18 protein-coding genes and 1 tRNA gene are annotated in these 23,899 nt (G+C 57.8%); 13 read left to right on the forward strand and 6 right to left on the reverse strand.

All coding sequences use genetic code 11. From position 1 onward, the window contains the following. Positions 1-26 precede the first annotated feature (26 nt). Complete coding sequence (locus ASF27_RS17780) at positions 27-911, forward strand: NAD(P)H-hydrate dehydratase (protein ID WP_056362126.1); 885 nt, start codon at positions 27-29, stop codon at positions 909-911. Between the two features lie 160 nt (positions 912-1,071). Further along, a tRNA-Ile gene (locus tag ASF27_RS17785) sits at positions 1,072-1,147 on the forward strand. A gap of 53 nt (positions 1,148-1,200) precedes the next feature. Here the strand turns inward: ASF27_RS17785 and ASF27_RS21780 are convergent. Next, positions 1,201-2,352 carry a site-specific integrase gene (locus tag ASF27_RS21780; RefSeq protein ID WP_082479266.1) on the reverse strand — a complete coding sequence of 384 codons (1,152 nt, stop codon included), beginning with the start codon at positions 2,350-2,352 and terminating at the stop codon, positions 1,201-1,203. Between the two features lie 618 nt (positions 2,353-2,970). Here ASF27_RS21780 and ASF27_RS22460 point away from each other — a divergent pair. After that, positions 2,971-3,681, forward strand: coding sequence for a hypothetical protein (locus ASF27_RS22460; protein ID WP_156467571.1), 711 nt, complete (start codon positions 2,971-2,973; stop codon positions 3,679-3,681). An 89-nt stretch (positions 3,682-3,770) separates the two neighbouring features. Here ASF27_RS22460 and ASF27_RS21785 read toward each other — a convergent pair whose 3' ends face one another. The 5 genes from ASF27_RS21785 to ASF27_RS22465 all read right to left on the reverse strand — a co-directional run bounded on the left by ASF27_RS21785 (position 3,771) and on the right by ASF27_RS22465 (position 8,072). Then, positions 3,771-4,142 (reverse strand): DUF3732 domain-containing protein, encoded by a 372-nt coding sequence (locus tag ASF27_RS21785; RefSeq protein WP_200918881.1) that lies wholly within the window; start codon positions 4,140-4,142, stop codon positions 3,771-3,773. Positions 4,143-4,337: 195 nt separating this feature from the next. Further along, positions 4,338-4,526, reverse strand: coding sequence for a hypothetical protein (locus tag ASF27_RS17790; protein WP_056362128.1), 189 nt, complete (start codon positions 4,524-4,526; stop codon positions 4,338-4,340). Between the two features lie 20 nt (positions 4,527-4,546). Beyond that, a complete protein-coding gene (locus ASF27_RS17795; protein ID WP_244481037.1) occupies positions 4,547-5,824 on the reverse strand; it encodes an exodeoxyribonuclease VII large subunit in 1,278 nt (425 codons plus the stop codon). 275 nt (positions 5,825-6,099) lie between these two features. Further along, complete coding sequence (locus tag ASF27_RS17800) at positions 6,100-7,017, reverse strand: hypothetical protein (RefSeq protein ID WP_056362135.1); 918 nt, start codon at positions 7,015-7,017, stop codon at positions 6,100-6,102. A gap of 761 nt (positions 7,018-7,778) precedes the next feature. Continuing rightward, on the reverse strand, positions 7,779-8,072 hold the full coding sequence (locus ASF27_RS22465; protein WP_156467572.1) for a hypothetical protein: 294 nt from the start codon (positions 8,070-8,072) through the stop codon (positions 7,779-7,781). 326 nt (positions 8,073-8,398) lie between these two features. Here ASF27_RS22465 and mobV point away from each other — a divergent pair, with 326 nt between their 5' ends. The 10 genes from mobV to ASF27_RS17850 all read left to right on the forward strand — a co-directional run bounded on the left by mobV (position 8,399) and on the right by ASF27_RS17850 (position 23,886). Continuing rightward, positions 8,399-10,264, forward strand: a complete 1,866-nt coding sequence (gene mobV, locus ASF27_RS17805) for a MobV family relaxase (protein WP_056362138.1) — start codon at positions 8,399-8,401, stop codon at positions 10,262-10,264. Positions 10,265-10,426: 162 nt separating this feature from the next. Next, on the forward strand, positions 10,427-11,020 hold the full coding sequence (locus ASF27_RS22470; protein WP_156467573.1) for a hypothetical protein: 594 nt from the start codon (positions 10,427-10,429) through the stop codon (positions 11,018-11,020). Positions 11,021-11,546: 526 nt separating this feature from the next. After that, entirely contained in the window at positions 11,547-13,652 is a 2,106-nt protein-coding gene (locus tag ASF27_RS21790; RefSeq protein ID WP_162238652.1) for a sigma-70 family RNA polymerase sigma factor, read from the forward strand. A 97-nt stretch (positions 13,653-13,749) separates the two neighbouring features. After that, the gene (locus ASF27_RS21795) at positions 13,750-15,183 is read left to right on the forward strand and encodes an ATP-binding protein (RefSeq protein WP_244481038.1); all 1,434 of its coding nucleotides are present in this window, start codon (positions 13,750-13,752) and stop codon (positions 15,181-15,183) included. Further along, positions 15,143-17,971 carry a Z1 domain-containing protein gene (locus ASF27_RS17825; RefSeq protein WP_244481039.1) on the forward strand — a complete coding sequence of 943 codons (2,829 nt, stop codon included), beginning with the start codon at positions 15,143-15,145 and terminating at the stop codon, positions 17,969-17,971. Before ASF27_RS21795 ends, ASF27_RS17825 begins: the two co-directional genes overlap by 41 nt. A 1-nt stretch (position 17,972) precedes the next feature. Next, complete coding sequence (locus ASF27_RS17830) at positions 17,973-18,974, forward strand: PD-(D/E)XK motif protein (protein ID WP_210166283.1); 1,002 nt, start codon at positions 17,973-17,975, stop codon at positions 18,972-18,974. Next, entirely contained in the window at positions 18,974-20,791 is a 1,818-nt protein-coding gene (locus ASF27_RS17835) for an AIPR family protein (RefSeq protein WP_056362157.1), read from the forward strand. The genes ASF27_RS17830 and ASF27_RS17835 overlap by 1 nt, the downstream gene beginning before the upstream one ends. Positions 20,792-21,345: 554 nt before the next feature. Continuing rightward, complete coding sequence (locus ASF27_RS17840) at positions 21,346-22,845, forward strand: DNA cytosine methyltransferase (protein WP_244481040.1); 1,500 nt, start codon at positions 21,346-21,348, stop codon at positions 22,843-22,845. Between the two features lie 20 nt (positions 22,846-22,865). Beyond that, a complete protein-coding gene (locus ASF27_RS17845; RefSeq protein ID WP_244481041.1) occupies positions 22,866-23,423 on the forward strand; it encodes a hypothetical protein in 558 nt (185 codons plus the stop codon). Continuing rightward, positions 23,416-23,886 carry a very short patch repair endonuclease gene (locus ASF27_RS17850; RefSeq protein ID WP_056362231.1) on the forward strand — a complete coding sequence of 157 codons (471 nt, stop codon included), beginning with the start codon at positions 23,416-23,418 and terminating at the stop codon, positions 23,884-23,886. Before ASF27_RS17845 ends, ASF27_RS17850 begins: the two co-directional genes overlap by 8 nt. Positions 23,887-23,899 lie beyond the last annotated feature (13 nt).

Raw genomic sequence — 23,899 nt, forward strand, 5'->3', positions numbered from 1 at the left:
TCGCGGCGACGATGGAGGATCGATCCATGCAGGCCGTCACGCCAGTCACCGAGCACCTGCTCCGGAGCATGGCCCCGCCCGAGCCGGACGGCGACAGCAAGGACAGTCGCGGTCGTGTGCTGATCACGGCGGGCTGCACCGGCCTTCCCGGCGCGGTACTTCTCGCCGCCAATGCGGCCCTGCGCGCCGGCACCGGAAAGCTGCAACTCGCGGTCTGCCGCGATCTCGCGATCCCGATGGGACTCGTCGTCCCGGAAGCCTTGGTGGTCGGCCTGCCACAGACCGAGGATGGCGGCATCGGCCGGGCCTGCGCCGACGGCCTCGCATCGCGTGCGGCATCCAGCGATGCGGTTCTGATCGGACCCGGCATGGCCGAGGACGCGGATACCGAGGCCGTGACCACCGCGCTCGTTCACAAGGCGAGGGACGTCGCCATCGTCCTCGATGCCGGTGCCCTGATCGCGCTCCGTGCCGACACCGACCTGACCCGCACGCGTAGGGAACCTGCGATCATCACCCCGCATGCCGGCGAGATGGCCCAGCTCCTCGGCCTGGAGCGCGAGGCGATCGAGGCCGATCCCCTCGCCGCGGCACGCCAAGCGACGGAGCGCTTCGGAACGGTGACGATCGTGAAGGGCGGCCGGACTCACATCGTCGCCCCCGACGGCCGCGCATGGTGCTACGAGACGGGACATGTGGGATTGGCGACCTCCGGATCGGGGGACACGCTCGCCGGCATCATCGTCGGTCTGCTCGCCCGCGGCGCCGGACCGGAAACGGCCGCCCTGTGGAGCGTGTACGTTCACGGCGAAGCCGGTCGCCGCCTCGGACGCCGCTATGGCGGGATCGGCTACCTCGCCCGGGAAATCCCGAACGAGATCCCGTCCATTCTGGCCGAGGTGCTCGTTTAGGTAGGAGATCGGCGGAGCTGAAGCCTGCCGATCGGAGCGCAATCGAGTCTCGGCGGTCCGACGCAATCCAGCCTTGCCGAGCGGCCGACTTCGCGATAGCCAGAAGCATCGGCCCCCGTTCCCCGCGCGGATGGGAAGGCATAGGCTGAACCGATAAGTCGGGCCTGTAGCTCAATGGTTAGAGCCGACCGCTCATAACGGTCTGGTTGCAGGTTCGAGTCCTGCCGGGCCCACCAATCTTTTCAATGCCTTGAGATGCGGCTGCCGGAGTTTCGGTGATCGCACCCACTTAAACACCCACTTTTTGGCGCACCTTCCGATTTTTCACCGAGAATGATTCGGCTGCGCCGTCCTGAAAATCAGGGTGGTGATGGCCGTAAACATCATTCAGCATCTTCACCGTCATTCCGAGGAAGCCGGCGATCTCATTTAGGTCCACGCCATTCTGCATCATCCACGTCGCAGCGGTATGGCGCAGGGTGTGAGGATGGACTTTGCCTTCCAATCCCGCGAGCCTAACTGCCGATTTGAAGCCGGTTTTCACGGATTTCACCGGCTTGCCCCGCCATTCGATAAAGTGGGACTCCAGCTGCCAGCGGCGCATATGAGCCAACAAGCGCGACGGTAAGCGTACCAGTGGCTGGCGCTTTCTCGTTGCTCTCCTTCCAACAGCAAGACGGTGAAAGTGGCCGGCCTCGAGATCGACGAAGGAGTGCCCAGTGGTTCGGAATGGTGACGCCGTCGAGATAGCTCCTGCTCTCGTGCCGGTGTAGAGGCCGATCAGGATGAAACGGGCAATGTGGCGCAGCGGGCGCTTGTCCGTCACGACCGATTTACCGGCTCGCGTGCCGCGCTGCCAAACTTGAATCTCTCGGTGACGCCAACAGACCCACAACAGGCGGGCGGCTTCATTCCGCGTCAGCCAGCGATCCCGAGACTGACCACGGCTTGGCAACAAGACGTCAACAACCTCCCGATGTAGACCGTGAGTCCGGTGCAAATTGATTGCTGCAGCCAAATCCTGCAGGTCACGCCTCGCACCGCCGTCCGAACCTCGGAAAGCCGTGAATGCCTCACATGTTTCGCCCGTAACCTCGGATAGCATTTTGCCGCCCCACCATTTTGCGAGGCGGGTAATGCGCTCATCTAACTTGGTTTTATTTGACTGCCGATCACGAGTCTTTTCAAGATAAAAATCTAATACATCAGCGACATCAATTTTCTCTATATCCGTTGATTTTTTGGTGACTGTTGCCTTTCCTGCGATGTATGCAGCGAGCTTTTCTTCAGCTGCTCTAATTTCTTCAAGAGCGCATCCCGTCGACACGAATTCGATGCCGTCCCTGATGATCCAGGTCCCGCGCTCACGGAGCTTTCCGGTCTTATTGTCGTAACGCGGCCCTCTAAACCAAAGTCGGGCCCCTTTTGTTGAACGCGGCATTTTTCAAGCATCTCAGTAATATAAGCAAGAGTTGTATAGTCTTTTCCGGCAACCCTAAAAGTGATTAGTCGCCCTCTTCGTTTTTCGCAACGCAGACCCGAAACATTCATACTTCCATCCGGGAACGCCAGCTTTGCAGCGGTTCTGAGACGCAGGGGTGAGTGGACTGTAAATTCATTCCCCACAGTCATCTCCCATTTTTCTACTGACGGCGGCGCTCATCAGGAGCTGATTATGCATAAACGAAAGTATTTTCATTCGCTTCACCCGGGGGGCGAGCAAATATCGACAGCTTGATTGCTCTTCTATGCATCCAGGACTGGATAATGAAGACTGAAAAAACATGTAATTCGGCGTCTTGGGCGGCCGAACCTTTGCGTGCCTGGCAGATATTGGAGTCGGATTTGTCGTGTGATCTGAAGCGGGTGAGCCATCGTATCTGACGCCACGTCATTTGAGAGATTCATACCATACAGAAAGAGCGAATGGCGCACAAGCTTGGCGATTGCCCCACCTCGATAGAGATTCTAAATCCATCTCATGACTGACCAGCTACCCAAAGATCCAGAGCAAATACGGGAGGATCGGACCCAAGCTTCGCCTGCCCGATGGGCCGTCATGGCAGCCACGGCAAAGCCTGAGCTTGCAAAACTGAGTCACGGACGGCGCGAGGAGGGATTTCGTACGCTGGCGGAAAGGGCTGAAGTTAGCCCGCAAACGCTGCGTCGCGCCGTAGCGATGCTCAACTTCGTTGAGAAGGTTGAGGTTTCGCCATTAATGTCCGGCCTAAATCTGCGAGCCGTTCCCCTCGCTGGGCTCGAGCACATTAAAAAGTGGAATGGGTATGACGCCAAGGGGGCAGCTTCGGCGGCGGCCAACCTTGTCAGAGGTGCGTCGGTTGAAGCTATCGCCGCCGCTGAAAGCGAGGCTCGCGCGCGCCTGTCACCTACACTGCGAGGTCGGGCCCTTACGGTTGAGTACAGAAGAATATTGACCGAATATCTATCTGGAACTCTTAGCTTAGATGGCTACAGCTTTCTAAAATCGAAGCGACTACCTTGGTACTATCCGAGCGCAGATTGCCGTTTTATACGAGAAAACGATAAGCATGTTTCTCTTGTTGCAATAGCTATGGGCCCATACGAGACTGAAGCGGCCTATAAACGAACACTAAACTATTGGATGGTCAGATGTGTCGGCCTTAGCCGAATTTATGATAAGGTAATTTTAGTTGCGCCGGATGTCAAAATAATCGAAGTTGCAAAGAATTGGCTGAAAGAAAATGGCATAATTGATGGAAAGATAGATATTTTTTACCTTGAGCCCTAGAGTTGCAGTATCCACAAAAATATCTACATAGGTCTGTATGTCTTTTCTATATAGCACGCATTAAAGGTTCTTTCGATTCAAATTCGACTTTAATTCCAATTTGTTATTTGATTTTTGGGGATGTCTGCGCAATTGTCGGGCACCAAAGCAGGAGGCTTCGTCCAAAGATCTTCCACAAGAGCGGCCTGGAACCACTTGTCGCGAAGTTTGGCGTGTTCCGATACGATCAGTTGGAAGCCGGGCGCGTCTTCCGTTGCGAACAGCGAAAGCAGGGCGAATAACCTGCGGACAGTCTCAAGATCAACGTCCCCCTGCTCGATCTCGTCAACGGTTCCACCAACGCTTTTGTAGCTCGCCTCCGACGGGAGGTAGACCTGGGAACTTGTATGACCAAAATGGGCGGATAAGGGCCAGTTTCTCCATCTTGTTCGCCAAAACCAGCATAGCAGAAATTCACCCATGCCAAGAAATTGATCTGTTCCGGCGACCTTGGCGTCGGGCCGTGGGTTCGAGGTACTCCTGGGGTTTGTATGCTCATCCGTGCGTGGTGCGTAGGAGGCGACCTCTACGGTCGCCTCCTATAGCTACGTTTAAGGGCATGCCCGGATCTGCTTACCCGATAGCCGCGTTCAGCATATTACATTGCGGGTTCAAATTCAGCTGGTCATGCGACGCATGTCCGCGACACGTGCACTGAGCACGGCGCGCAGTTCGCGGACTTCTCCGTAAGCACCTTCGATCATCTCGAAGGCGTCGAGGCCGTCCTTGCGGATCATGCGGGTCAGTTCTTCGATGCGCTTCAGCGCCTCGAGGAATGGCATCGGGGTTATTTGGGTCTGGGTCATGGTTCTGTGTCCTTTGCGTTTTATTGTGCGGTGAGGGATTGGGGAGTGACCTGGACGGTGACGACCCCGTCCAGGAACTGCAGCATGAGGTGCGATGCCTGCTGGGCCTGGGCCGCGCTGGTCAAGACGAGACCGGTTCCGGCCTCGATCACCAGAGCGACCCCATTCTCCTCGGGTACGACGTCGGACTCGGGCAGGCCTGTCGGAGCCTCATGGTCATGCGCATGGGCGCCGCCATTGGCCTTGGCCGTGGCGAGCCCGGCGATCGCGCTGAGAAGGCTGCGTTCGATCTCCCGTCCGACGATGCCAAGGCGAGCCTCGGCCTCGGTGAGGCACAGCCGGACAGCCTCCTCGAAGCTGGCCGCCGCCCGAGCCAGCGCGATGCGGCCGGCTTTCTCGATGTCGTCCTGAACTGCTTGGTCGAAGCCGGCCAAGGCACGCAAGGCACGGACGGCCGTCCTGTATGCCAAGTCCCGGATCAGCACCGCCGCTGCCGTGGGTGTCGCCACCGACAGCGATGCCACCTCGTCCAGGGCCGTTCGCGGGGTCGCGGCGTGTCCGAGCCCGCAGACGAGGTTCGGGATCCGCCGCGCCTTGTCGGCCACCGCCCAGCTGTTCAGCGGGCCGAACGCCGAGACCGGCCCGCCGCCGCGACAAACCAGGGTCGCGCTGAGACCGTGCTCGGCATGCAGGGCCTCCGCCTCGGTCATCGCCGCCACGAGCGAGCGTTCGGCGCTGGGGCCTTCGAACACCGCCCAGATCCGGTGGATGCGCAGGAGACCCGCGACCTCCAGAGCCTGGAGCGAAGTCTCGACATCGCGACGGGCATCGCCGTGCTCCGAGACGATCAGCCCGACGTGGTAAGGGTCTTCCGGCTCCCGCCACGTCTTCGGTCCGAACGGCACACCGTCCAAGCGCAGACGCTGCAGCACGGCCTCGCGCTGAAGGACGACGTCGATAGGGATCTCGCCGACGGTGATGAGGCCGACGACCTTGGCCTGGACACCAGCCCCCCGACCGAAGCGCTGACGCAGGCTGGTTCTAAGCTGAATCTCCACGGTTCGATTGACGAGCGCGGTCGGATCGAAGCTGCCGCCCCGCTCCTCCGCGATGGCCGAGCGCTCCGCCAGGTTGAGGCGGGCCTTGATGCGTGGCGGGTCGGCTGTCCCGGTCGGATCTGCCTCGCCCAGGACGAGCAGGACGCTGTCGCCGCCGGCCGGCTCGACGCCGAGAACGCAGGCGCGTACCGCGTGCTCGCCCTGAAGCCTCTGCCGCAGCCAGCCGATGAAGTCACCCATCTCGACGACCGCAGGGCGCGGGTGTGAGGAGGCGCCCGGCGATGGCGTTCGACCGGCTCCGGGGGCGCCCTCGAAACAGCCCGGTAGGGAGCGCGATTGCGGCTCGCTCCGGCTATGGAATCTGTGATGTCTCATGATTGTCTGAGCGGGATCTCGTGAAGGGATGGCGTGGGACACACGAAGGCATCCCGCCCGGGTTCCGGACGGGGCGTTCCGTGCGTGGCTGGTGGTGGTGGATGATCCGACCGTCCAAGTGGACGGCCGGATCGTGAGCCTCAGTCGTACAGGGACCCCTGCGGGTCTGTGGCCGGGCCGGCCTGATCGCGGTCCAGTTCGTCGATGATCGCTTCGAGGCGCGGAAGGTTTGCCTCTCTCACCTCCGTGCGCAGGATCTCGAGCAGCGCCTGATTGAGACCCTCACCGGTATCGAAGGAGCGCCACGCGGCCTCGTCGATCAGCGTCGGCAGCCGGCCGCGCTGGACGAGGACGGGAACACCCAGGCTGCAGCACATCCGCACGATGTCCCGGTCGGAGAGGACGCGGAACGCGAAGCCGGATCCCCGTGTCAGGATCACCGCATCGACGGCGACCCAGTCGTGCATGTCTTTGGCCCGCTCGAACGCCTGCCGAAGGCAGTCCACCGCCCCCGGCTCCTCGAAGGCGACGCGTTCGCGATGCACGACGAGCATGCCGCGTTCGGCCCAGCGGTCGAGCTGGGTCCCGACCGGATGTGGTGCGCCGTCATCCGGCTCGATCAGGATCACCCTCCGCAGCTGCCGCGGTACCGGCAGGGCGCGCTGGGCGTCCCATGATCCGTCCGCTTCCAGGCTGGCCCGGACGGCGGCATCATCCTTCGCCCAGGTCCGCACCGTAATTCCCCTGTCGAGGCCGATGACGCGGACGGTGAGACCGAGCACCGGGTCCATCGTCAGGGTCACCATCAGGGTGTGGGACCCGACGAGATCGTCCGGATGCAGCAGCATCCCGGAGGCCTGCTCGATCAGGGTGGTGAAGTGGCCGGGCACGAAGAGCGTGAGCGGTCCGGACCGATAGCTGTCGAGGGCGCGCGCCTTAAATAGCCAGGCTCCCGGATGGCCTGGGGGCTGACTGGCGTCCGCTCCGAGAGAGAGGCCGGTCGGCTCGAAGGCGCAAGCGGAAGCGTCCGCGCCGGTGGGCACGTCATGGTGTGTCATTTGAGGACCTTCATCGTTGAGGAGAGGGGCGAAGGCGCCTCACCGACGTCTCGCGGCCGCTGTTCGAGCGCCGCGGTCCGTGTTTCCTGTCCTCCAGGGGTTTTTAGCGAAGGCACCTTCGCCAACCTTTTCCCGTTCGATCCCCATCTTCCTCAGCGAGTTAGCCGCCCTGGCGGGAACTTGCCCGTTCATGCTCTCTCACCACCGAACATCACCTCGCCCGTCGTTACCCACGGACGGTCAATCAACCAACCAGCCAGCCTTCAGTTGGTCTAAGCGATTGATCGGGTAGGCCATCGACATCGGCTGGCGACACCGCTTTGGGTAATACCGTCGTGCTGGAAAAACGCATTGGAAGCTCGGTGACTGAGTTATCCGGCAGCACGGCTTTCGTCTAACCTCGTAAGGCATCCTGTCCGGTTTGACGAACAACGCTGCTGCTGTGCGGTCCGCATAAAGCGCCTGCTCCGGATGATCGGGCTTGGCCAGATCCGATCCGGAACCTCGTCGTCTGCGGCTCTGGCGGCAATCCTGGAGCGTCGACGATCGCAAGGCGACCAGTCGTACCTTCGTGCCATGAGCCGCTAACCTACCCTCCTTCATTAAAGCGGACGGATGCCACCTTGATCCCGGATCGATTTCCTAAGCGGGATGCGACGCCGTAGGATGGATCGGCGGTGTCGGTAGCAATGTGAATCATCTGGCGATCGGGCGCGATCGCCGCGGTTCCGACGCCAAGCACCGAATTGCTGTAAACTCGCTCAGTGCTCGGCCTCTAGATCGAGATCGCTGAAGTCGTATTCATTCTCTTCCGGCCCGGTCATATCGCGCGTCGCGAACTGACCGCAGATCATCTCCTCAATCTTCCGCCGGATCTCTGCGGCTTGTTCGGCTGGCACCCAGACCGAGATCCGCGTCTCCCCGTTCTTCCGTCTCATGGCAGCATGACGGGCCGATCGCAGCTGCGTCTGTTTGCGGTGCCGCGCCTTCTCATCGTCTATGTCCGGCAGCTTTTTCCCCGTTGGGGAAGCGGGATTGAAAGGGGCGTTGGCCATGGCGAACGAACTCCGGGATCAGAGTTCCTATTAAGTGAGTGCTCACGGCGGTACGAGCAAGCGTCAGATTTCCGTGCATCATCGTCTAGACGGACTATACGACCCGGCGCCGTGAGCGCTCACGGTGAAGGTTCGCCGAACGTTCACGTCATCATTGGGGAAATCGCGAGCGCTCACGTGCGTGAGCGCTCAAGTTCTTTAGGCAGGTAGCGGAGCGCTGCTGGGGGGAGGCCCCGCAGGGCGCGCGGAATATCCCGGAGGGTATGTGTAGTAAGTACACTTATCTGCTAAAGTGGGCTCCGTAGCCCACCCCTGGGACCTTTCCCATGAACTTCGCAGTCCTCCGCTTCCAGAAGATCAAAACGATGGCGGCGCTTGCAGCCATGGCCGGGCATTGGGATCGCAGCCGTGAAACGATCAACGCGGATCCCAATCGCGAAGTCCGCTTTCTGGTCGGGCCGGACGTTGCCGCAGAGGTTCAGCGCCGCCTGCCGGAAAAGCGACGCAAGGACGCGACGCTTGCCATAGAGGGGGTGTTAAGTGCGACGGGCGAATATTACCGTCCGAGCGATCCCGGTCGGGCGGGCTACTACGAGAAGGACCGCCTTGACGACTTTGTGGATGCCAGCATGCGTTGGGCCAGGAATCAGTTCGGCGACAACCTCGCCTCGGCCGTCCTGCACCTCGATGAGATCACCCCCCACATCCAGCTCATTGTCGTACCCCTTACGCGGCGGGGCACCTTGAGCGCGCGCGACCTGTTCGGCCCGCAGCAGATGAGAGAATATCAAACCTCCTACGGCAAAGCCCTCGCGCCTCTTGGCATTGCGCGCGGCCGCCCGGGATCGACGGCGACGCACGAGCATATCAGTCGCTATTACGAGGCCGTGAACGATTCCCTGGAGCCCGTTGAGCTTACCGTCGCAGATCGTGCAATCTTGATCGGGGGAGGCACGCCTGAGACTATTTTCAAACTGCAGGCTCAAGCTGGGGAAGTACGTCGCGCCAAACAAGCGACCACTCGTGCCGATTCGGACGCCCACAAGGCCGCGATTGCTGCCATGCGCGGAACCGAATTACTCAAGGAAGAGCAGGCGGCGCACAAGGCTACACAGAATCGTCTGCGCGCAATTGCGCTCGATGAACTGCTGCCCAAACTTGGCTACAAGCCTGATCCGGCACGTCCGCTCGATGGCTGGATCGGGCCAGCCGGGGCGCTCGACACCGGCAAATCGTCCGGTAAACCGAACCAATTTCGTTTCAAAGACACGGGCAAGGGCGGCCGTGGCGCGATCGATCTCGTCAAACAATGCGAGGGGTACGACTACGCCGGCGCGGTCGGCTGGCTCGCCATACACGTCGACGCGGTTGGTGCGGTGGCTACCGCGGCAAGCAACGCGGAGGAGCACGCGCAAATCACCGTCAACGAGGCGAAGCTTCACCCGCCGCCGCTGCTGAAGCTGTCATCTGCCGAAGCGGATCGTGCGGCGATCGCTGGCTGGCTCACCGAGACCCAGGCGCTACCGCGTCCGCTCGTAACCAGCTTGATCAAGGGCAATTATATCGGCGCGGTCAGGGCTCGCGAAAAACTCATTGCGGCGTTTCCTCTTGTGCCCGCAGCAGCCTTGGGTACGACCGCGAAGCCGATCGGATATGCTCTGTTCGGAGCTAATCCCGGAGACACCTTCGCCGCGACCCGCGGCGAACGGGGCGTATGGGGCTTCAATATCGGAAAGCCAGAAGGGGCCGGCCAGGACGCTCGGGTCTTTGTGCGAACGCCTCTCGAAGCGATCGCCCTGCGAGCGTTGAGTGAACGGCAACACGGGCTGCTTCCTGATCTCGAGAGGCCCGGCCGGCGGCTGGTCTCGTTCGTGGCCGTAGGGGGCGGAAGCCCAAAGGACATAAAGGCGCTGATCGAGCTGAGCCGTGGTGCAGAGCTGTTCGACGGCTTTGGCAGCGAAGTGGCCGATCAATCGCCACGACGTGTTCTGAAAGAAGAAGCAGAGGATGCAAAGCTCGTTCTAAAGCGGCTTTCCATCTGGGCGGATCTCGTCCGTGAGCAGATTCGCGGTGTTCTCCAGCTATGGCAGCTCATCAGGAAAATTGGGCTGGACGCATTCCTTGAGCGCCGTGCTGGCCAAAATGAGCTTGGCTTCAAGGGCCGAGGCGGCAATGGCGGCCTTAGCTCCTGACGAGGCGCTTGGAGGTCATCACGCAATGCGTCACGAAATCCGCGTAACGCATTGCGTTACGCAAAAACGGTAACATATTTCGTCACGAAATGTGGCGTAACGAATTCTGTCACGTTAAGAAGAGGCAGATCACCGCGTTGGCTCGGCAGACAAGTCGAACTTATGGATGCGTTCCAAATCCTGGCGACCCCGGCAGCGCTCATTATACTGGAGCGCGCGTCTGTCGATTTGAACGCTGAATATAGCCGTGTCAGGGAAAAGATCATTGAACCGGCGTCAGCGCGATATATTCGAATTATTATCGAACGAAATGGATGCAGCCGCGATAAAGCTCTAGCATCAATCGCAGCTTCCAAGAACCCAGATGAGTCCCTGAATGATTTTGTTAGGAGGCGTCTTGATGTTTATAAATTTTGGAGATCGATGTGCGTCGCTGCCGTCCAATATGAACGGGTCCGAGCCGATCTAGGCTTGGAAGGCGTACTTTGGTTCCGAAATAAGTACGCGGGAAGGTCGCGCCGAGAGGCTCACGACCTTCTTTTGCACTTCCTCTCTATTGCGAAGCCTGATCTGTCGCTGCAGCAGACACTGCGTATATATCGAAAGACGTTCGGCGGCACCCTGATCGCTGTCCCCCTGCGTAAATCGCCTGGCAGGAAGCCGATAGGCTTCCGCCCCATGACAGCGGCGGAGCGGCAGAGGCGGCATCGCGAGAAAAAGCTTGAGGTGGTGGGTATGTCAGATAATGTTACGTGAAGGAGGGTGTTGACCGCTCATCGGCATAGACACTCGTCACGACGGCTGTGTCTGTGCCTCACCACTCAGCATATGCCGATCTCGTCTGTGTCGAGTTCGCCCGTTCAGTCCGGCGCGCGTCCAGGCTCGTTAAGGGTGAGTTGGGTGATGTGGAGCCGGTCAGGTGCTGTCGGCGTCGGCATCGGACGCTTGTCAGGTCGTCGGAATTGGGCTTGATCGAAGCCCTGCGGCCACACAGGAGCGGGAAATCATATTTGCAGGCCGAACTACAGGTTACTGCTTGGGTGGTTCATGCTACCTTGCGCATGCAATCGGCTTGGGCGGGGAGCGACGTTTGGATAGCGTAGGTCGGGCGCTTCGGCGTCAAGCGGACATGCCGCTTAACGTCCCCGCAGCGAACGGCTTAAATCAACGCAATATTCCTGTTTGGTTCATTAGCTACGGAGTCGCTTTGAATGCTCCGGACACGTGCGAAAGCTGAGTTATGCACCATGTCGCTCGGTCGCACCTCAGCCCAACTTTTCGTATGGCTCTGCTTTCAGGCGCGTTTGAATCGGTTCGTATCCACCTAAAGTCAGGCGAGGATGTGAACGTCCGCGACGAAAAGGGGCGTACGCCGCTGATCCTCGCTGCAACGAGAGGGCATGATGAGGTCTGCCGGCTCCTTTTACAGGAAGGGGCCTGTCTTCATATACGCGATGAATCCGGTAACGATGCTGCATCCACGGCCCATGCTCGAGGACACTTGGAAATCGAGCAGCTTATTTTAAACTGGCTGCATCTCAATTCAGGCAATCAACTAGTTTCAGCCACCGAGGCCGAGCGCGATATCACAAGCACGGAAGTTGTTGGCGATAATGTGATAGCTGCCGAAATCCAGCTTATCGATGCGCCGTCACCAGTTTCGGTAATTTATAAATCCAACTTGCCGGCCGCGTTCTTTATTACGCCGAACAAATTGGGGTTCGATACCGCAGGCGACCTGGATCTGTCTGGCTGGGAGGAGGATGTCGAAGCGCCGACGCCAGTTAATGACCCAATTATATTCACAAATTCAGTTGCACTGCATGGGCTCATCACTCGCCATGTCGTAATCGACACGGACGAGGGGTGGGACGAGGTTGAAATTGATCTTCCGGACCCAATAGACTTCCGGCCAAGGGGAATCCGCCTCAAGACCAGCGAACGCGAAGATATTCGTTTGTTGGTCGTCGAAGCGCTCAGGGACGGGCGAATAGACGAGAGCCGACTGACCGACCTCCAGCTGGGTAGCCTTGCAGACGGCGACGAAAACCGTGACAATTTCCACTTCGCGCTACAGATGATCCTTGGGGATCTGGGCGTACACGTCGACGACACCGATTCACCGGATCCTCTCGTTTTTCCAGACGAGGCCGAAGAAGAAACTTACGGCGACGCAGCCTATAGTGCTGTCGCTTATCTCAGTCGCCACCTTGCTGGGAAGGATGACCCCTATTTCCGTTTCCTGGCAACTATGCCGAAGGAACGCCTCTCCCGCGCTGAGGAAGCCGCCCTTGCCGAGAAAAGGGACCAAGGATTTCTTGGGGCGATGCGTGCTCTGGCTTCGTGCGAAAGCGTAATCGCGAAGCTCCGCCACGACCTGAACTATGTACTCTCAGGAACAATCGCCCTGCGTCTCCTGATTGACGTTGATGGCGGTATAAAAGACGACGCGGCCGACGATGATGCTTTAGAAAACGAAATTGATCCACCACTTGCCGACGCGGCAAGCTCCGGCGACATGGAAACAGCACGTATGCTTTTTAATGCATGCGCTTGCGCCGAACGGAATCCAGAGTATCTTGCTCAGTGCATGACTGTTGCCGGCTTACGGGACCGTTACTTTCGCGAACTCTGCGATTTTACCCCACTTGGATCGCAGGCACGAGTTTCTATCCTAGCAGGCTTGCGAGTGGCCGAAGTCGCCCAGATGCAGCTTGTCGAGCAAAACCTGCGGCTTGTCGCTCACTTCGCCAATAAATGGGGGCGTGGCCTTCCCCGGATGGACAGGCTGCAGGAAGGAACGTTTGGGCTTATCCGGGCAGCGCGCAAGTTCTCCGGCACCAGGGGCAATAAGTTCGCGACCTATGCGGTTTGGTGGATACGCCAAGCTATCCACCGGGCGGCCGCTGACACCTCTCGCGTCATCAGGCTGCCAGTCCACGTCCAGGAGGCGAGTGGAAAGGTCGACAAAGCGGTTAAGGCGCTGGAAACACGGAGCATCCAGTACCCATCGATCGATGAGATCGCCACGGAGTGCGGGCTATCGTCGGAACGAGTTGCCAAGCTCTTGACGCTCACGCGCGAGCCGATCAGCTCCGCCGATGTCGAGGATGAGTTTTTCGAGATCCTCGATCCCGCTCTTGGACCAGAAGACAACTGCAATAAGGACGATCTCCGTCGCGCGGCTGCAGGCCTCCTATCGACGCTGGATCCGCGATCGGAACGTGTTGTCCGTCTTCGCTTCGGGATCGGTTGCGAGGAGCACACCCTTGAGGAGATAGGCCAGATGTACGACGTGACGCGCGAGCGTATACGGCAGATCGAAGCGAAAGCGCTGAAGAAGCTTGGATCACCAGGACGTTGCAAGCACCTGCGCGGAGCGTATTAAGCCAGTGCTAACGATGCCATCCTCCCCTGCCGGTTTCAGATCTGCTCCTCCGCGCGCCGCCTCCATGATCGAAGCGCTTCGAGGACTTGGATACACGATGGCGACTGCCCTCGCCGACATCATCGACAACAGCATCTCAGCCGGTGCCAAATCAGTCGCGCTCCGCTTCCACTGGGAAGGTGATCGCAGCTTCGTGTCCGTTCTCGATGATGGCTCCGGCATGGACGAAGCGCAGCTCGATTCCGCGATGCGGCTGGGCGACAAGAACCCACTTGATGCACGTGCGGAGCACGATCTGGGGCGATTTGGCCTGGGCCTCAAGACCGCTTCCTTTTCTCAGTGCCGACGGCTCACTGTGGCCTCTGCGCGCAATTCGGTCACCGGCTGTCTAAGGTGGGACCTCAACGTTCTCGCCCAGAATTTGAACGACGGGTGGCACCTTCTCGAAGGTCCCAACCCAGGATCCGAGCATCTTCTAGAGCCACTTATCGATGTAGCTAGTGGAACAATAATACTCTGGGAACTCCTGGATAGGATAGTCACGCCAGGCTCGACAGAGCAGAATTTCCTCGATCTCGTTGATGAGGTCGAAAGCCACCTCGCTATGGTGTTTCACCGCTATCTTGCTGAGACCGCCTCCTTCCGCATTACAATCAACGGTAGACCGGTAGCGGCTTGGGATCCTTTCCTTAAGAACAATCCCGCGACATGGTCCTCTCCTGTGCAGGGTCTCCCGGGAGGCGTCGCTGTCCAGTGCCACGTGCTTCCCCACCGGGACCACCTCGCCGCCCAGAATGAAGCATCGGCTGCGGGTCCTCACGGTTGGACGGCGCAACAGGGCTTCTACGTTTACCGTAACCGCCGCCTGCTGCTTGCTGCAAGCTGGCTTGGCCTCGGGCAAGGGCGATCCTGGACGAAGGAGGAGGCGCATCGGCTCGCCCGCATTCGTCTCGACATTCCAAATAGCGCCGATGCCACCTGGAAAATCGATATCCGCAAGTCGACGGCGAGTCCCCCCGTCGGCATTCGCCCCCAGTTGACCAAGCTTGCCGAGGGAACTCGCGCACGGGCGAGACGCGTGTTTGCGCACCGAGGACAGCCCATGGCAGCCAGCGGGGGGCCGCCGGTCGTTCAGGCGTGGCGCGCGGAGCATCTCGCCAGCGGCGTCCGATACCGAATCGATCGCTCCCACCCGGCGGTGCGAGGTGTGCTTGAGGACGCCGGCACCTTGGCCGCTTCGATACGAGCGATGCTCCGCGTCATCGAAGAAACAGTACCAGTGCAGAGGATATGGCTCGACACAACCGAGTCCAAGGAGACACCGCGAACAAACTTCGCAGGCGAGCCCTCGGATGAGGTTCGCAAGGTGCTAGCCGTCATGTACCGCAACATGGTCGTACGCAAAGGTGCGTCACCTGAGTGGGCACGGCAGGCGCTTCTGGGAACGGAGCCTTTTAACAACTTTCCGGATCTAGTCGCAGCGCTGCCCGATGATCCGTCGGCAGGGGGTGAACATGCCGACAGCAACTGAACAGAAGGTGGTGAAAATTGTCTCGGAGCTTCTCGACGAGGAAGAGAGGACGAGCAGGACTCCCGGCCTGATCTCAGAAAAGATCGATCTCGTTCTCGGCATGCATCCGAAGTGGCGAGACAGCGTCGATATCAGGTCCATTCTGGATGAGATCATCAGACGCGAGGCCTTCTGGATCGGTCAAGACGCGACGCTTCGGAACGATAACGGACATGAAGCTTGGCTGACGGCATCACGAAAGAAGGACTGGAGATACTGGCAGCGCTACCGGGAGTGGATCGAAAGACGCCTGCCGTTGGATGCTGTGGACGCACTTGATGCGTCCACAGATTCGGTTCTTGCCCTTTTAGAGGATCCCGAACGCGATGGCTTCTGGAGTCGACGCGGCCTAGTGGTCGGGCATGTGCAATCCGGCAAGACGGGGCACTACAGCGGGATCGTCTGCAAAGCCGCCGATGCGGGTTACAAGATTGTTATCGTGCTCGCCGGTCTGCACAATAATTTGAGATCCCAGACCCAAATGCGCCTAGACGAGGCATTCCTTGGCTACAAAACAACCGCGTTTAACGAAGAAGCCTACACTGTAATCGGCGTGGGAGAAATCGATGCGGACCCGGCTATCCGCCCCAATTTTGCGACTACACGGAGCGAAAAAGGTGACTTCAACTCTGGTGTCGCAAAAAATTTCGGCATTACACCCGAGAAGCGCCCGTGGCTATTTGTAGTAAAAAAGAATAAGACGGTTCTAACGCGCCTCCTGGGTTGGATTAAAAACCATGTTGCCAACGGCCGAGATCAGGAAACCGGTCGCCCGCTAGTCACAAATCTGCCCTTTTTGCTGATCGACGACGAAGCCGACCATGCAAGCGTTGATACTAAAGAAATAGAGTTCGACGAAAATGGTAAACCCGATGAAGAGCACGAGCCGACAGCAATTAATAGGCTCATCCGGCGCCTATTAATCAGTTTTTCTCGATCGGCTTATGTCGGTTACACAGCAACCCCATTTGCTAACATATTTATCCACGAACAGAATACAACAAAAGAGGAAGGACCCGATCTATTTCCTTCCTCGTTCATCATAAGCCTTGCTGCGCCATCCAATTACATCGGCCCAGCGCGCGTGTTCGGGCTCCGCGGCGAATCCGGACGAGACGCCGGGCTGCCGCTTGTCCGTCACATCTCCGACTTCGACAGCTGGATGCCCTCACGTCACAAGAATGGGCACGTTCCCAGTCACCATGGCGAAGACAGGCTTCCGCCATCTCTTCAGAACGCGGTCCTCTCTTTTATTTTGGCGTGTGCGGTCCGGCGCGTCCGTGGCCAGGAGGCGGAGCATTGCTCAATGCTCATCCACGTCACCCGGTTCACGTCCGTTCAGCGGTACGTCCACAGCCAAGTCGACGAGTTTGTGCGTCAATCGAGACAGCGCCTGCTTCGTCGTACTGGCGGGCACGAGGAGATCCTGGCAGCGCTGCGCGATCTTTGGGAGGCCGATTTCGTTGCAACGACGAAGCAAATGGTAGAGGTCCAGGTCGAAGATCTCTCAAATCACATAGAAATTCCCTGGAGCGATATCGACAACGCACTTGCAGACGCGGCGACGGACATCCAAGTCCGTATGATCAACGGAAGCGCGAAGGATGCGCTTGACTATGCTGAAAATGCTCAGACTGGCCTCAAGGTAATCGCCATTGGTGGTGAGAAGTTGTCCCGTGGGCTCACTCTGGAAGGCTTAACGATTAGCTACTTTCTACGAGCTTCCAAAATGTATGACACCCTCATGCAAATGGGTCGCTGGTTCGGGTATCGACCCGGATACATTGACCTTTGTAGGCTCTACACGACCCGGGAACTTACAGAATGGTTCGAACACATTGCCGACGCATCTGAAGAACTCCGAGAGGAGTTTGATTTTATGGCGGCCAGCAACGGTACGCCGCGTGATTACGGATTGAAGGTTCAGTCGCATCCCACGCTAATGGTCACGTCAAGCATCAAAATGCGGACCGCTCGTGAGCTCGAGCTTTCGTTCAGCGGTAGCCTTTCCGAAACTGTGACATTCCGCAAAGATCTGCCGGCTATACAGCACAACATACGCGCCATTGAGCGCCTGCTATCCTCTCTGGGAACGTCAGAGCAAAGTCCCATCATCCGCTCACGTCCGGGCGGGGACCATACTTGGCAAGGATTTTATTGGAATGAAGTCTCCGCTGACGCAATAATTAATTTTCTGGACAACTACAAAAGCCATTCCGAGGCTAAGAAAGCTAACAGCCAACTGCTCTCGCAGTTCGTCACGGCTCTGAATCGGGAGGGTGAGCTGACGCAATGGAGTGTCGGGCTGATTGGCGGCGGCGACGAACAACACACTTTCGAGACCGGACACTCGGTAAAGATGCTGAAGCGTGCTGAACATGGCCAGCACACCGATCGGTACTCGATCCGTCGTCTAATGTCGCCGCGCGATGAAGCCGTGGATCTCGACGAGGCGGACTGGGTTCGAGCCCTGGAGAAAACGCAGGAAGCATTCCGCGCAGACGCAGGCCGTAACAGCGATGGGAGCGAGCCCAATTCACCAAATGGGCCGGCAATCCGGCTGGTTCGGCCGAAGGAGCGAGGGGTTCTGCTCTTATATACAGTCAAGGCCGACGAAAAAGCGAAACTTCCTGCCGAAGCGCCGCCGCTGATCGGCTTCGGAGTAAGTTTCCCGTCAAGCTCTGCAGGCGTGCGAGTCAAGTACCGCGTTAACAATGTTTACTGGGAGCAGGAGTATGGCGGCTTCTGAGATGGCCGACCTGCAGGCTGCTTGGCGGGCACTGGCGGGCGGCACCGACCGCGAAGGTTGGAAGGCGATTCCCATTGCGACCAAGTCCAGCTGTCTCGTACAGGCAGGACGCCGACTTCCAAGTGATGAGGAGGCTCTGCTGGTCGGGTTTGGCAGCCTCAGTGCTTTACCCGCGGGTCGCTTGCCGCAAGGACAAGGCTTCGAGGTGCTACGCCTCTTATCCGACCCGGGCGGGACCGGACGAAGCTGGATCGCTCTCGCCAAGCGCGCCGGCGCGAGCCCTGAGCTCTTCGCTATGATGTCTGAGGATCTTGTCCGTCTGCTTGAGGGCAGTACCCATCTTGCTGACGGTGCACTGGTTGCACGCCTGCTTGCGCGGGTTTCAGCTTGGCAGGACTTTATGGAGCGCCATCGGGAGGGTTTGCTCTCGATCGAGGCTGAGCTGGGCCTCTTCGGCGAGCTGACGATCCTGGGGGACATAATCGAGCTTGGTGCAGACCCACGATTGATCGTTGAGGCATGGCAGGGGCCTCTTGGCGGCAACCAAGACTTTATTCCCGGCACGGGCGCACTGGAGGTGAAATCGACGCTCGCAACAAGCGGCTTTCCTGCGTCAATCGCGTCGCTTGAACAGCTCGACGACAGCATAAGACAGCCCTTATTTTTGGCAGCGGTCAGATTATCGCTGGATCCCACCGGCGTTACACTCCCGGAGCGCGCAGATAGTATTAAGTCACGCCTAGCTGAGCAGGGGGGCGTTCAAGATCTTTTCGACATCCGATTGCTTCAGGCAGGCCTGCTGCCGAAGGCGGTGCAGCGCTACACGCGTCGTTTCCTGCGCCGCTCAACCGTGGTTCTGGCCGTATCCGATATCTTCCCTCGCCTCACTCGCCGGTCAGTCCATCCAGCCATCGGCAAGGCTCGGTACGAAATCGAACTCGACCTAACGCACTTCGTCGATATTGGACTAGAGCGCGCTCTTCAAAGTCTGGGAACAATCTGATGGAACTTGCTGAATTCCTCGTTCAGACAAGAGCTGAAGTTCTGGAATCAATTAGCGACCGCATGGCTGATCCGGGCGTCGCCTACCCGTTCGCCGAGGTGGTATTTGCGGAGGTCGTGATGGACCATATGGCCTCCGTCGGAATGACCTTCGATCCAGAGCCCTGTCATTACGAAACTACTTCCGGGAATGCCCGCCTCCGTCTGAGCGGATACGCTGTTTCTGAAGAAGCTGACCAGCTCGACCTCTTTGTTAGTCTCTTTGGAGACGTAGACATTCTAACGCCGGTCTCGGACACCGAAACGAAAATGGCCGTCGAACAATGCCTCCGCTTCCTTCAACGGTGCGCTGAGGGTCGGCTAGCCAAAAGTATGGATAAGACAATGGAGGCCTACAAGTTGGCCTCATTAATACCAGAAGTCTATTCCGGGCTTGAACAAATCCGAGTTTACGTGCTGACGGACAAAGTCGCCAAAGCTAAGAGTTTCAAGGCGCGCGAAATTCAGGGCAAAACTGTAAAGCTTGAGGTAATGGACATCGAGCGGCTTTGGCGGCACCTGTCCGAGGGAAAACCGCGCGACGAACTGGTTGTCAACTTCGAAGAGGTTGCCGGCGGAGCCATTCCTTGCATTTTCGTTCCAGGCGAGAATACCGAGTACGATTACGCGCTCACCACTATCCCCGGCGAGGCGCTTAGATTTCTATATGAAAAATTCGGCGCACGTCTTCTGGAAGCAAACGTTCGATCATTTTTGAGCGGTGCCGGCAAGGTAAACAAAGGTATCGCTGAAACTCTCAGAACTGCGCCCGAACGTTTCATGGCTTATAATAATGGCATCGTCCTCGTCGCGGACGAAATGCACCTCGGACAGACCCAGGATGGGTCACCTGGGATCTCCTGGTTGAAAGGCATGCAGATCGTAAACGGTGGCCAGACAACGGCCTCTCTATTTTTTACCAAGAAGAAATTTCCGCTAACCAGCCTTTCACGCGTTCGAGTGCCTGCGAAGGTAATCATTTTGCGAAACGCTGATGCCGCCGATGAGGAGGGCCTCATCGCCGATATCTCAAAATACGCGAACAGTCAGAATGCCGTGAAGATGTCTGATTTGTCCGCGAACAAACCTTTCCACATCAAGATTGAACAATTATCCTTATCGACCTATTGCCCTGACGGCGTTAGTCGATGGTTCTACGAGCGGGCAGCTGGCAGCTATAACACGATGATTGCTCGTGAGGGCACGCCGGCCAAGCAGAAAAAACTTAAGAATGATATTCCAGCGTCCCGCAAGATAACAAAAACAGACCTCGCAAAATTTCTAAATGCCTGGGAGCGCAAGCCACATCTAGTGAGTTTCGGTGCGCAGAAAAATTTCGAAAAATTCATGGCTGAATTTGCTGAGGACAATGGGCAGCCGCCGCGTGCGCTTCCAGACGTAGTCGAATACAAACGTTTTATCGTGACAGCCCTGATCTTCAAAACCGCCACAAAATTGATCCGCCCGATGTTCGTCGCCTTCCAGGCCAATGTCACCGCATACACTGTCGCCACCCTCGCAGAGGAACTCCGAAGCGAGCTTGATTTTGATCGGATCTGGCAGGAGCAAAGCCTGTCAGTGAAGCTGCAGGAGCAGATTCGAGATTGGGCTACGGAAATAAATAATGCTCTACACGCAACCTCAGATGGGCGCATGGTCTCGGAGTGGGCTAAGAAGGAAGAGTGCTGGATGGCCGTGCGCCAACGGGGTGTGACAAAGGCAATCGGCGGAATTCCGGAAATTAGGACAGGCGCACCGATCGTTCGCGAAACAGTATAATTGTGTTCTATAAAAATGGATGCAATTTTACATGCCTCCTTAAAAATAAGCTTAAATATCTTTTTTATAATTTTCGCGGTGAGGATTAGAATGAAATCTTTACGAAAATAATTGCGATTAAGCAAGTATAAATCGATTTGATTAATACTGTTGCCCGTTTGCATCAAGCATTTCTATAAAACTCAAGATATTTACAGATAATGATCAGCGGCATGTCCCTGCTTATAACTTGTGCGAATCTTTGACCAAAGTCGCATAGTTGTTTGCCTCTCATGCGGGGCCTACCTTAGATGTAGGCTGGGATTCAATTTTAATGCGTAAGCATGATGCAAAGGGGTCAAAGGTGGTGTAGGCTTCGTTTGGGAGTTGCATATGTTAACGAACGCGAAATGTGTCCGAGCGACGGTGGTGCTACCAGGGCTTGTTCACCATCAGATGCAGGCTTTCAGTGTAGCAAGCGATGTCTCGTTTGCCTGTGCCATCCGGCAGGCATTAATAAAACATTTGCCCAAGCGGTGCGGCCGAATCGAGTTACTGTTAGGATCGAGTCGCACGTGATCGATTCCCGTATCTTCAAGCATAAATTGCAGAGATTGCGTGCTGGCGGTTGTCCGAGAGTTCTAGATCTGTTCTCTGGATGCGGCGGCCTCTCCCTCGGTTTCAAAGCAGCAGGGTTCAAGATCGCAGGAGCGGTCGAGTGCGAGGCTGACGCGGCGCGGTCCCACGGAATCAACTTTCATGGCGGCGACGAACGCTACTGTAAATCGCATGACATTACCAAAACATCGCCGTCAGATCTTACTGCGGGCCTCGGGCTTGGCGATGCGGCAGGCGCTTTTGACATTCTTGTCGGCGGACCGCCCTGCCAGGCGTTTGCCCGGGTTGGCCGGTCAAAGCTGCGTGAGGTGGCCGAGCATCCAGAAGCGTTTCGTCACGATCCGCGTTCACGTCTCTACATTGAATATTTGAACTATGTCGAAGCCTGCGCCCCATTGGCAGTCGTCATAGAGAACGTCCCAGACATGCTAAACCATGGCGGTCACAACCTTGCTGAGGAAATTGCTGATATCCTCACTACGAGAGGGTACGTGGCACGTTACACGCTGCTAAACGCTGCATTCTATGGCGTTCCGCAAATGCGCGAACGCATGATCCTTATTGCAATCCGGTCGGAAGTCGCCGACGATATAGAATTTCCCGAACCGTCACACTGGATCGATCTGCCGTCTGGATACACTGGCTCACGTGCGGTCGCATTGAAGCTCGCCCTGGCTCCAGCCGGCACATTGTCAGGGTACAGGGCAGCGCCCAAACCGGATGGCGATCTTCCGAGCGCGGTGACCGCCGAGCAAGCGATCGGCGATCTGCCAGAGATCCTGGCGCGTGAGCTGCTAGCCGCAGGCGAACTTCGTCGGGGTGCCCGTAAGTTGGACGTTGCGATCCCTTACACTGGACATAATCTACAGAGCGAATACGTCCGTGCAATGCGTCAGTGGCCGGGCTACGAAGGCACTGCTACTGTTTGGGATCATGTCATCCGCTACCTGCCGCGGGATTACCGAATATTCGCCGGGTTGAAGCCTGGAGACCAATACCCGGAAGCAAGCCGCTACGCCAGACAGCTATTCGAGGACGAACTTCGTCGTCTTGCACAGGTTGGAAAGCGCCCTTTGGCTGACTCACCGCAGTGGAGGGACCTCGAGGCGCGGTTTGTGCCGCCATATGACGACAGTAAATTCCCCAACAAGTGGCGCAAGATGGAATCATCGATGCCTGCGCGTACCCTGCTCGCGCATCTTGGCAAAGATGGTTATAGCCACATCCATTATGATAGTGAGCAGGCAAGACCAATCTCGGTGCGAGAGGCAGCACGACTGCAGTCGTTCCCTGATGGATTCCGATTCGCAGGCACAATGAACCCCGCATTCCGGCAAATTGGTAACGCGGTGCCGCCTCTACTGGCAAAGGCGGTTGCGACATCTGTGATGTCCCAGCTTTGCGGTAATCGCCAGTTAGAGGGTTTGCCGCTGTTTGCGTCGAGTGCAAGGCGATGAGCGGCCGCGGAGAAGTTATCGTGGTCCGCTCGCTCGCCGAGTCTGATCTTGGTATTTTTTCCGCACATCGCGCATACGCGACAAGCAAGCAGCGAGCTATAGCACTCACAACTCCCGCTGCTCGAATACTGCTCAGCTCGCGAATTTATTCGGCGGAAGATGCCAGAATGGACGTTATCTGCGTTTATGGACTGCATGGGAACAGAGAGCTGCGTCATATAGGTAAGGTGGGCAAAAACTGGCGGCTTGGGGGGCGAAGGATCGAAGAAGGGGCTTGTGCGTTTCTTGATAGCAAAGATTTTGTTCTCATCCGTACCGTAGTCCGGAATGATGGTGATCTCCCCTTGTTGATGACCTTCGTTGGGCGTCAGCGCGAACGGCTCCTGCATGCCGGTATCGTCGCCAGCCTCGACCAACGCTTTACCGATAGCACGGCAATAATTGAGCGCGGCACCGACCGGTTCGAGGCGCTGGCCGATGCCTTCCCGCCTGTTCCTTCTGGCCTCGCGGTCGGCCTGCCTTCTTGCATCTCGGAATCGGACAAAGTTCCAGCGCGAGCCGTTGGTGGCGATGGTTGATAGGCTGACTGTCGAGCAACGAAGGCTCAATATGAGCCGCGTGCGTTCTAAGGGAACATCACCCGAGATAGCTGTAAGGCGAATTTTGCACTCTCTTGGGTATCGATTTCGGCTGCACCGCCGAGACCTGCCGGGCACACCAGACATTGTCCTCCCGCGACATCGGGTGGCAGTTTTTGTCCACGGCTGCTTTTGGCACGGTCACCAATGCCAGTTGTTCCGTGTTCCAGCTACCAGAACGAAGTTCTGGACAACGAAGATCGAGACCAACCGCCGTCGTGATGCCATTGCTAAGACCAGCTTAATCTCTGATGGCTGGAGAACGATGTGCATTTGGGAGTGCGCTGTCCGCGGTCGGGGCCGCATCTCAGAGGAGGAACTAGGGCTGGCAATCACCGCCTTTCTTAGTGGATCTACTAAAGACAGCGATATCGTCGGAACTCTGAGTTTCTCTGAAATATAGGTGGATTTCTGAT

Origin of the sequence: Methylobacterium sp. Leaf102, assembly GCF_001422425.1 — a bacterium.
In the GTDB taxonomy this organism is placed as follows: domain Bacteria; phylum Pseudomonadota; class Alphaproteobacteria; order Rhizobiales; family Beijerinckiaceae; genus Methylobacterium.

Bases quoted from the DNA above. Each gene is read 5' to 3' on its own strand.
- ASF27_RS21780 (WP_082479266.1), bottom strand. From the start codon at position 2,352: ATGCCGCGTTCAACAAAAGGGGCCCGACTTTGGTTTAGAGGGCCGCGT.
- ASF27_RS17835 (WP_056362157.1), top strand. From the start codon at position 18,974: ATGGAACTTGCTGAATTCCTCGTTCAGACAAGAGCTGAAGTTCTGGAA.
- ASF27_RS22465 (WP_156467572.1), bottom strand. From the start codon at position 8,072: ATGGCCAACGCCCCTTTCAATCCCGCTTCCCCAACGGGGAAAAAGCTG.
- ASF27_RS17850 (WP_056362231.1), top strand. From the start codon at position 23,416: ATGGTTGATAGGCTGACTGTCGAGCAACGAAGGCTCAATATGAGCCGC.
- ASF27_RS17825 (WP_244481039.1), top strand. From the start codon at position 15,143: ATGATCCGTCGGCAGGGGGTGAACATGCCGACAGCAACTGAACAGAAG.
- ASF27_RS21785 (WP_200918881.1), bottom strand. From the start codon at position 4,142: ATGGGTGAATTTCTGCTATGCTGGTTTTGGCGAACAAGATGGAGAAAC.
- ASF27_RS17830 (WP_210166283.1), top strand. From the start codon at position 17,973: ATGGCCGACCTGCAGGCTGCTTGGCGGGCACTGGCGGGCGGCACCGAC.
- ASF27_RS21795 (WP_244481038.1), top strand. From the start codon at position 13,750: ATGGCGACTGCCCTCGCCGACATCATCGACAACAGCATCTCAGCCGGT.
- ASF27_RS21790 (WP_162238652.1), top strand. From the start codon at position 11,547: ATGGCTCTGCTTTCAGGCGCGTTTGAATCGGTTCGTATCCACCTAAAG.
- mobV (WP_056362138.1), top strand. From the start codon at position 8,399: ATGAACTTCGCAGTCCTCCGCTTCCAGAAGATCAAAACGATGGCGGCG.
- ASF27_RS22460 (WP_156467571.1), top strand. From the start codon at position 2,971: ATGGCAGCCACGGCAAAGCCTGAGCTTGCAAAACTGAGTCACGGACGG.
- ASF27_RS17780 (WP_056362126.1), top strand. From the start codon at position 27: ATGCAGGCCGTCACGCCAGTCACCGAGCACCTGCTCCGGAGCATGGCC.
- ASF27_RS17800 (WP_056362135.1), bottom strand. From the start codon at position 7,017: ATGACACACCATGACGTGCCCACCGGCGCGGACGCTTCCGCTTGCGCC.
- ASF27_RS22470 (WP_156467573.1), top strand. From the start codon at position 10,427: ATGGATGCGTTCCAAATCCTGGCGACCCCGGCAGCGCTCATTATACTG.
- ASF27_RS17795 (WP_244481037.1), bottom strand. From the start codon at position 5,824: ATGGGTGACTTCATCGGCTGGCTGCGGCAGAGGCTTCAGGGCGAGCAC.
- ASF27_RS17790 (WP_056362128.1), bottom strand. From the start codon at position 4,526: ATGACCCAGACCCAAATAACCCCGATGCCATTCCTCGAGGCGCTGAAG.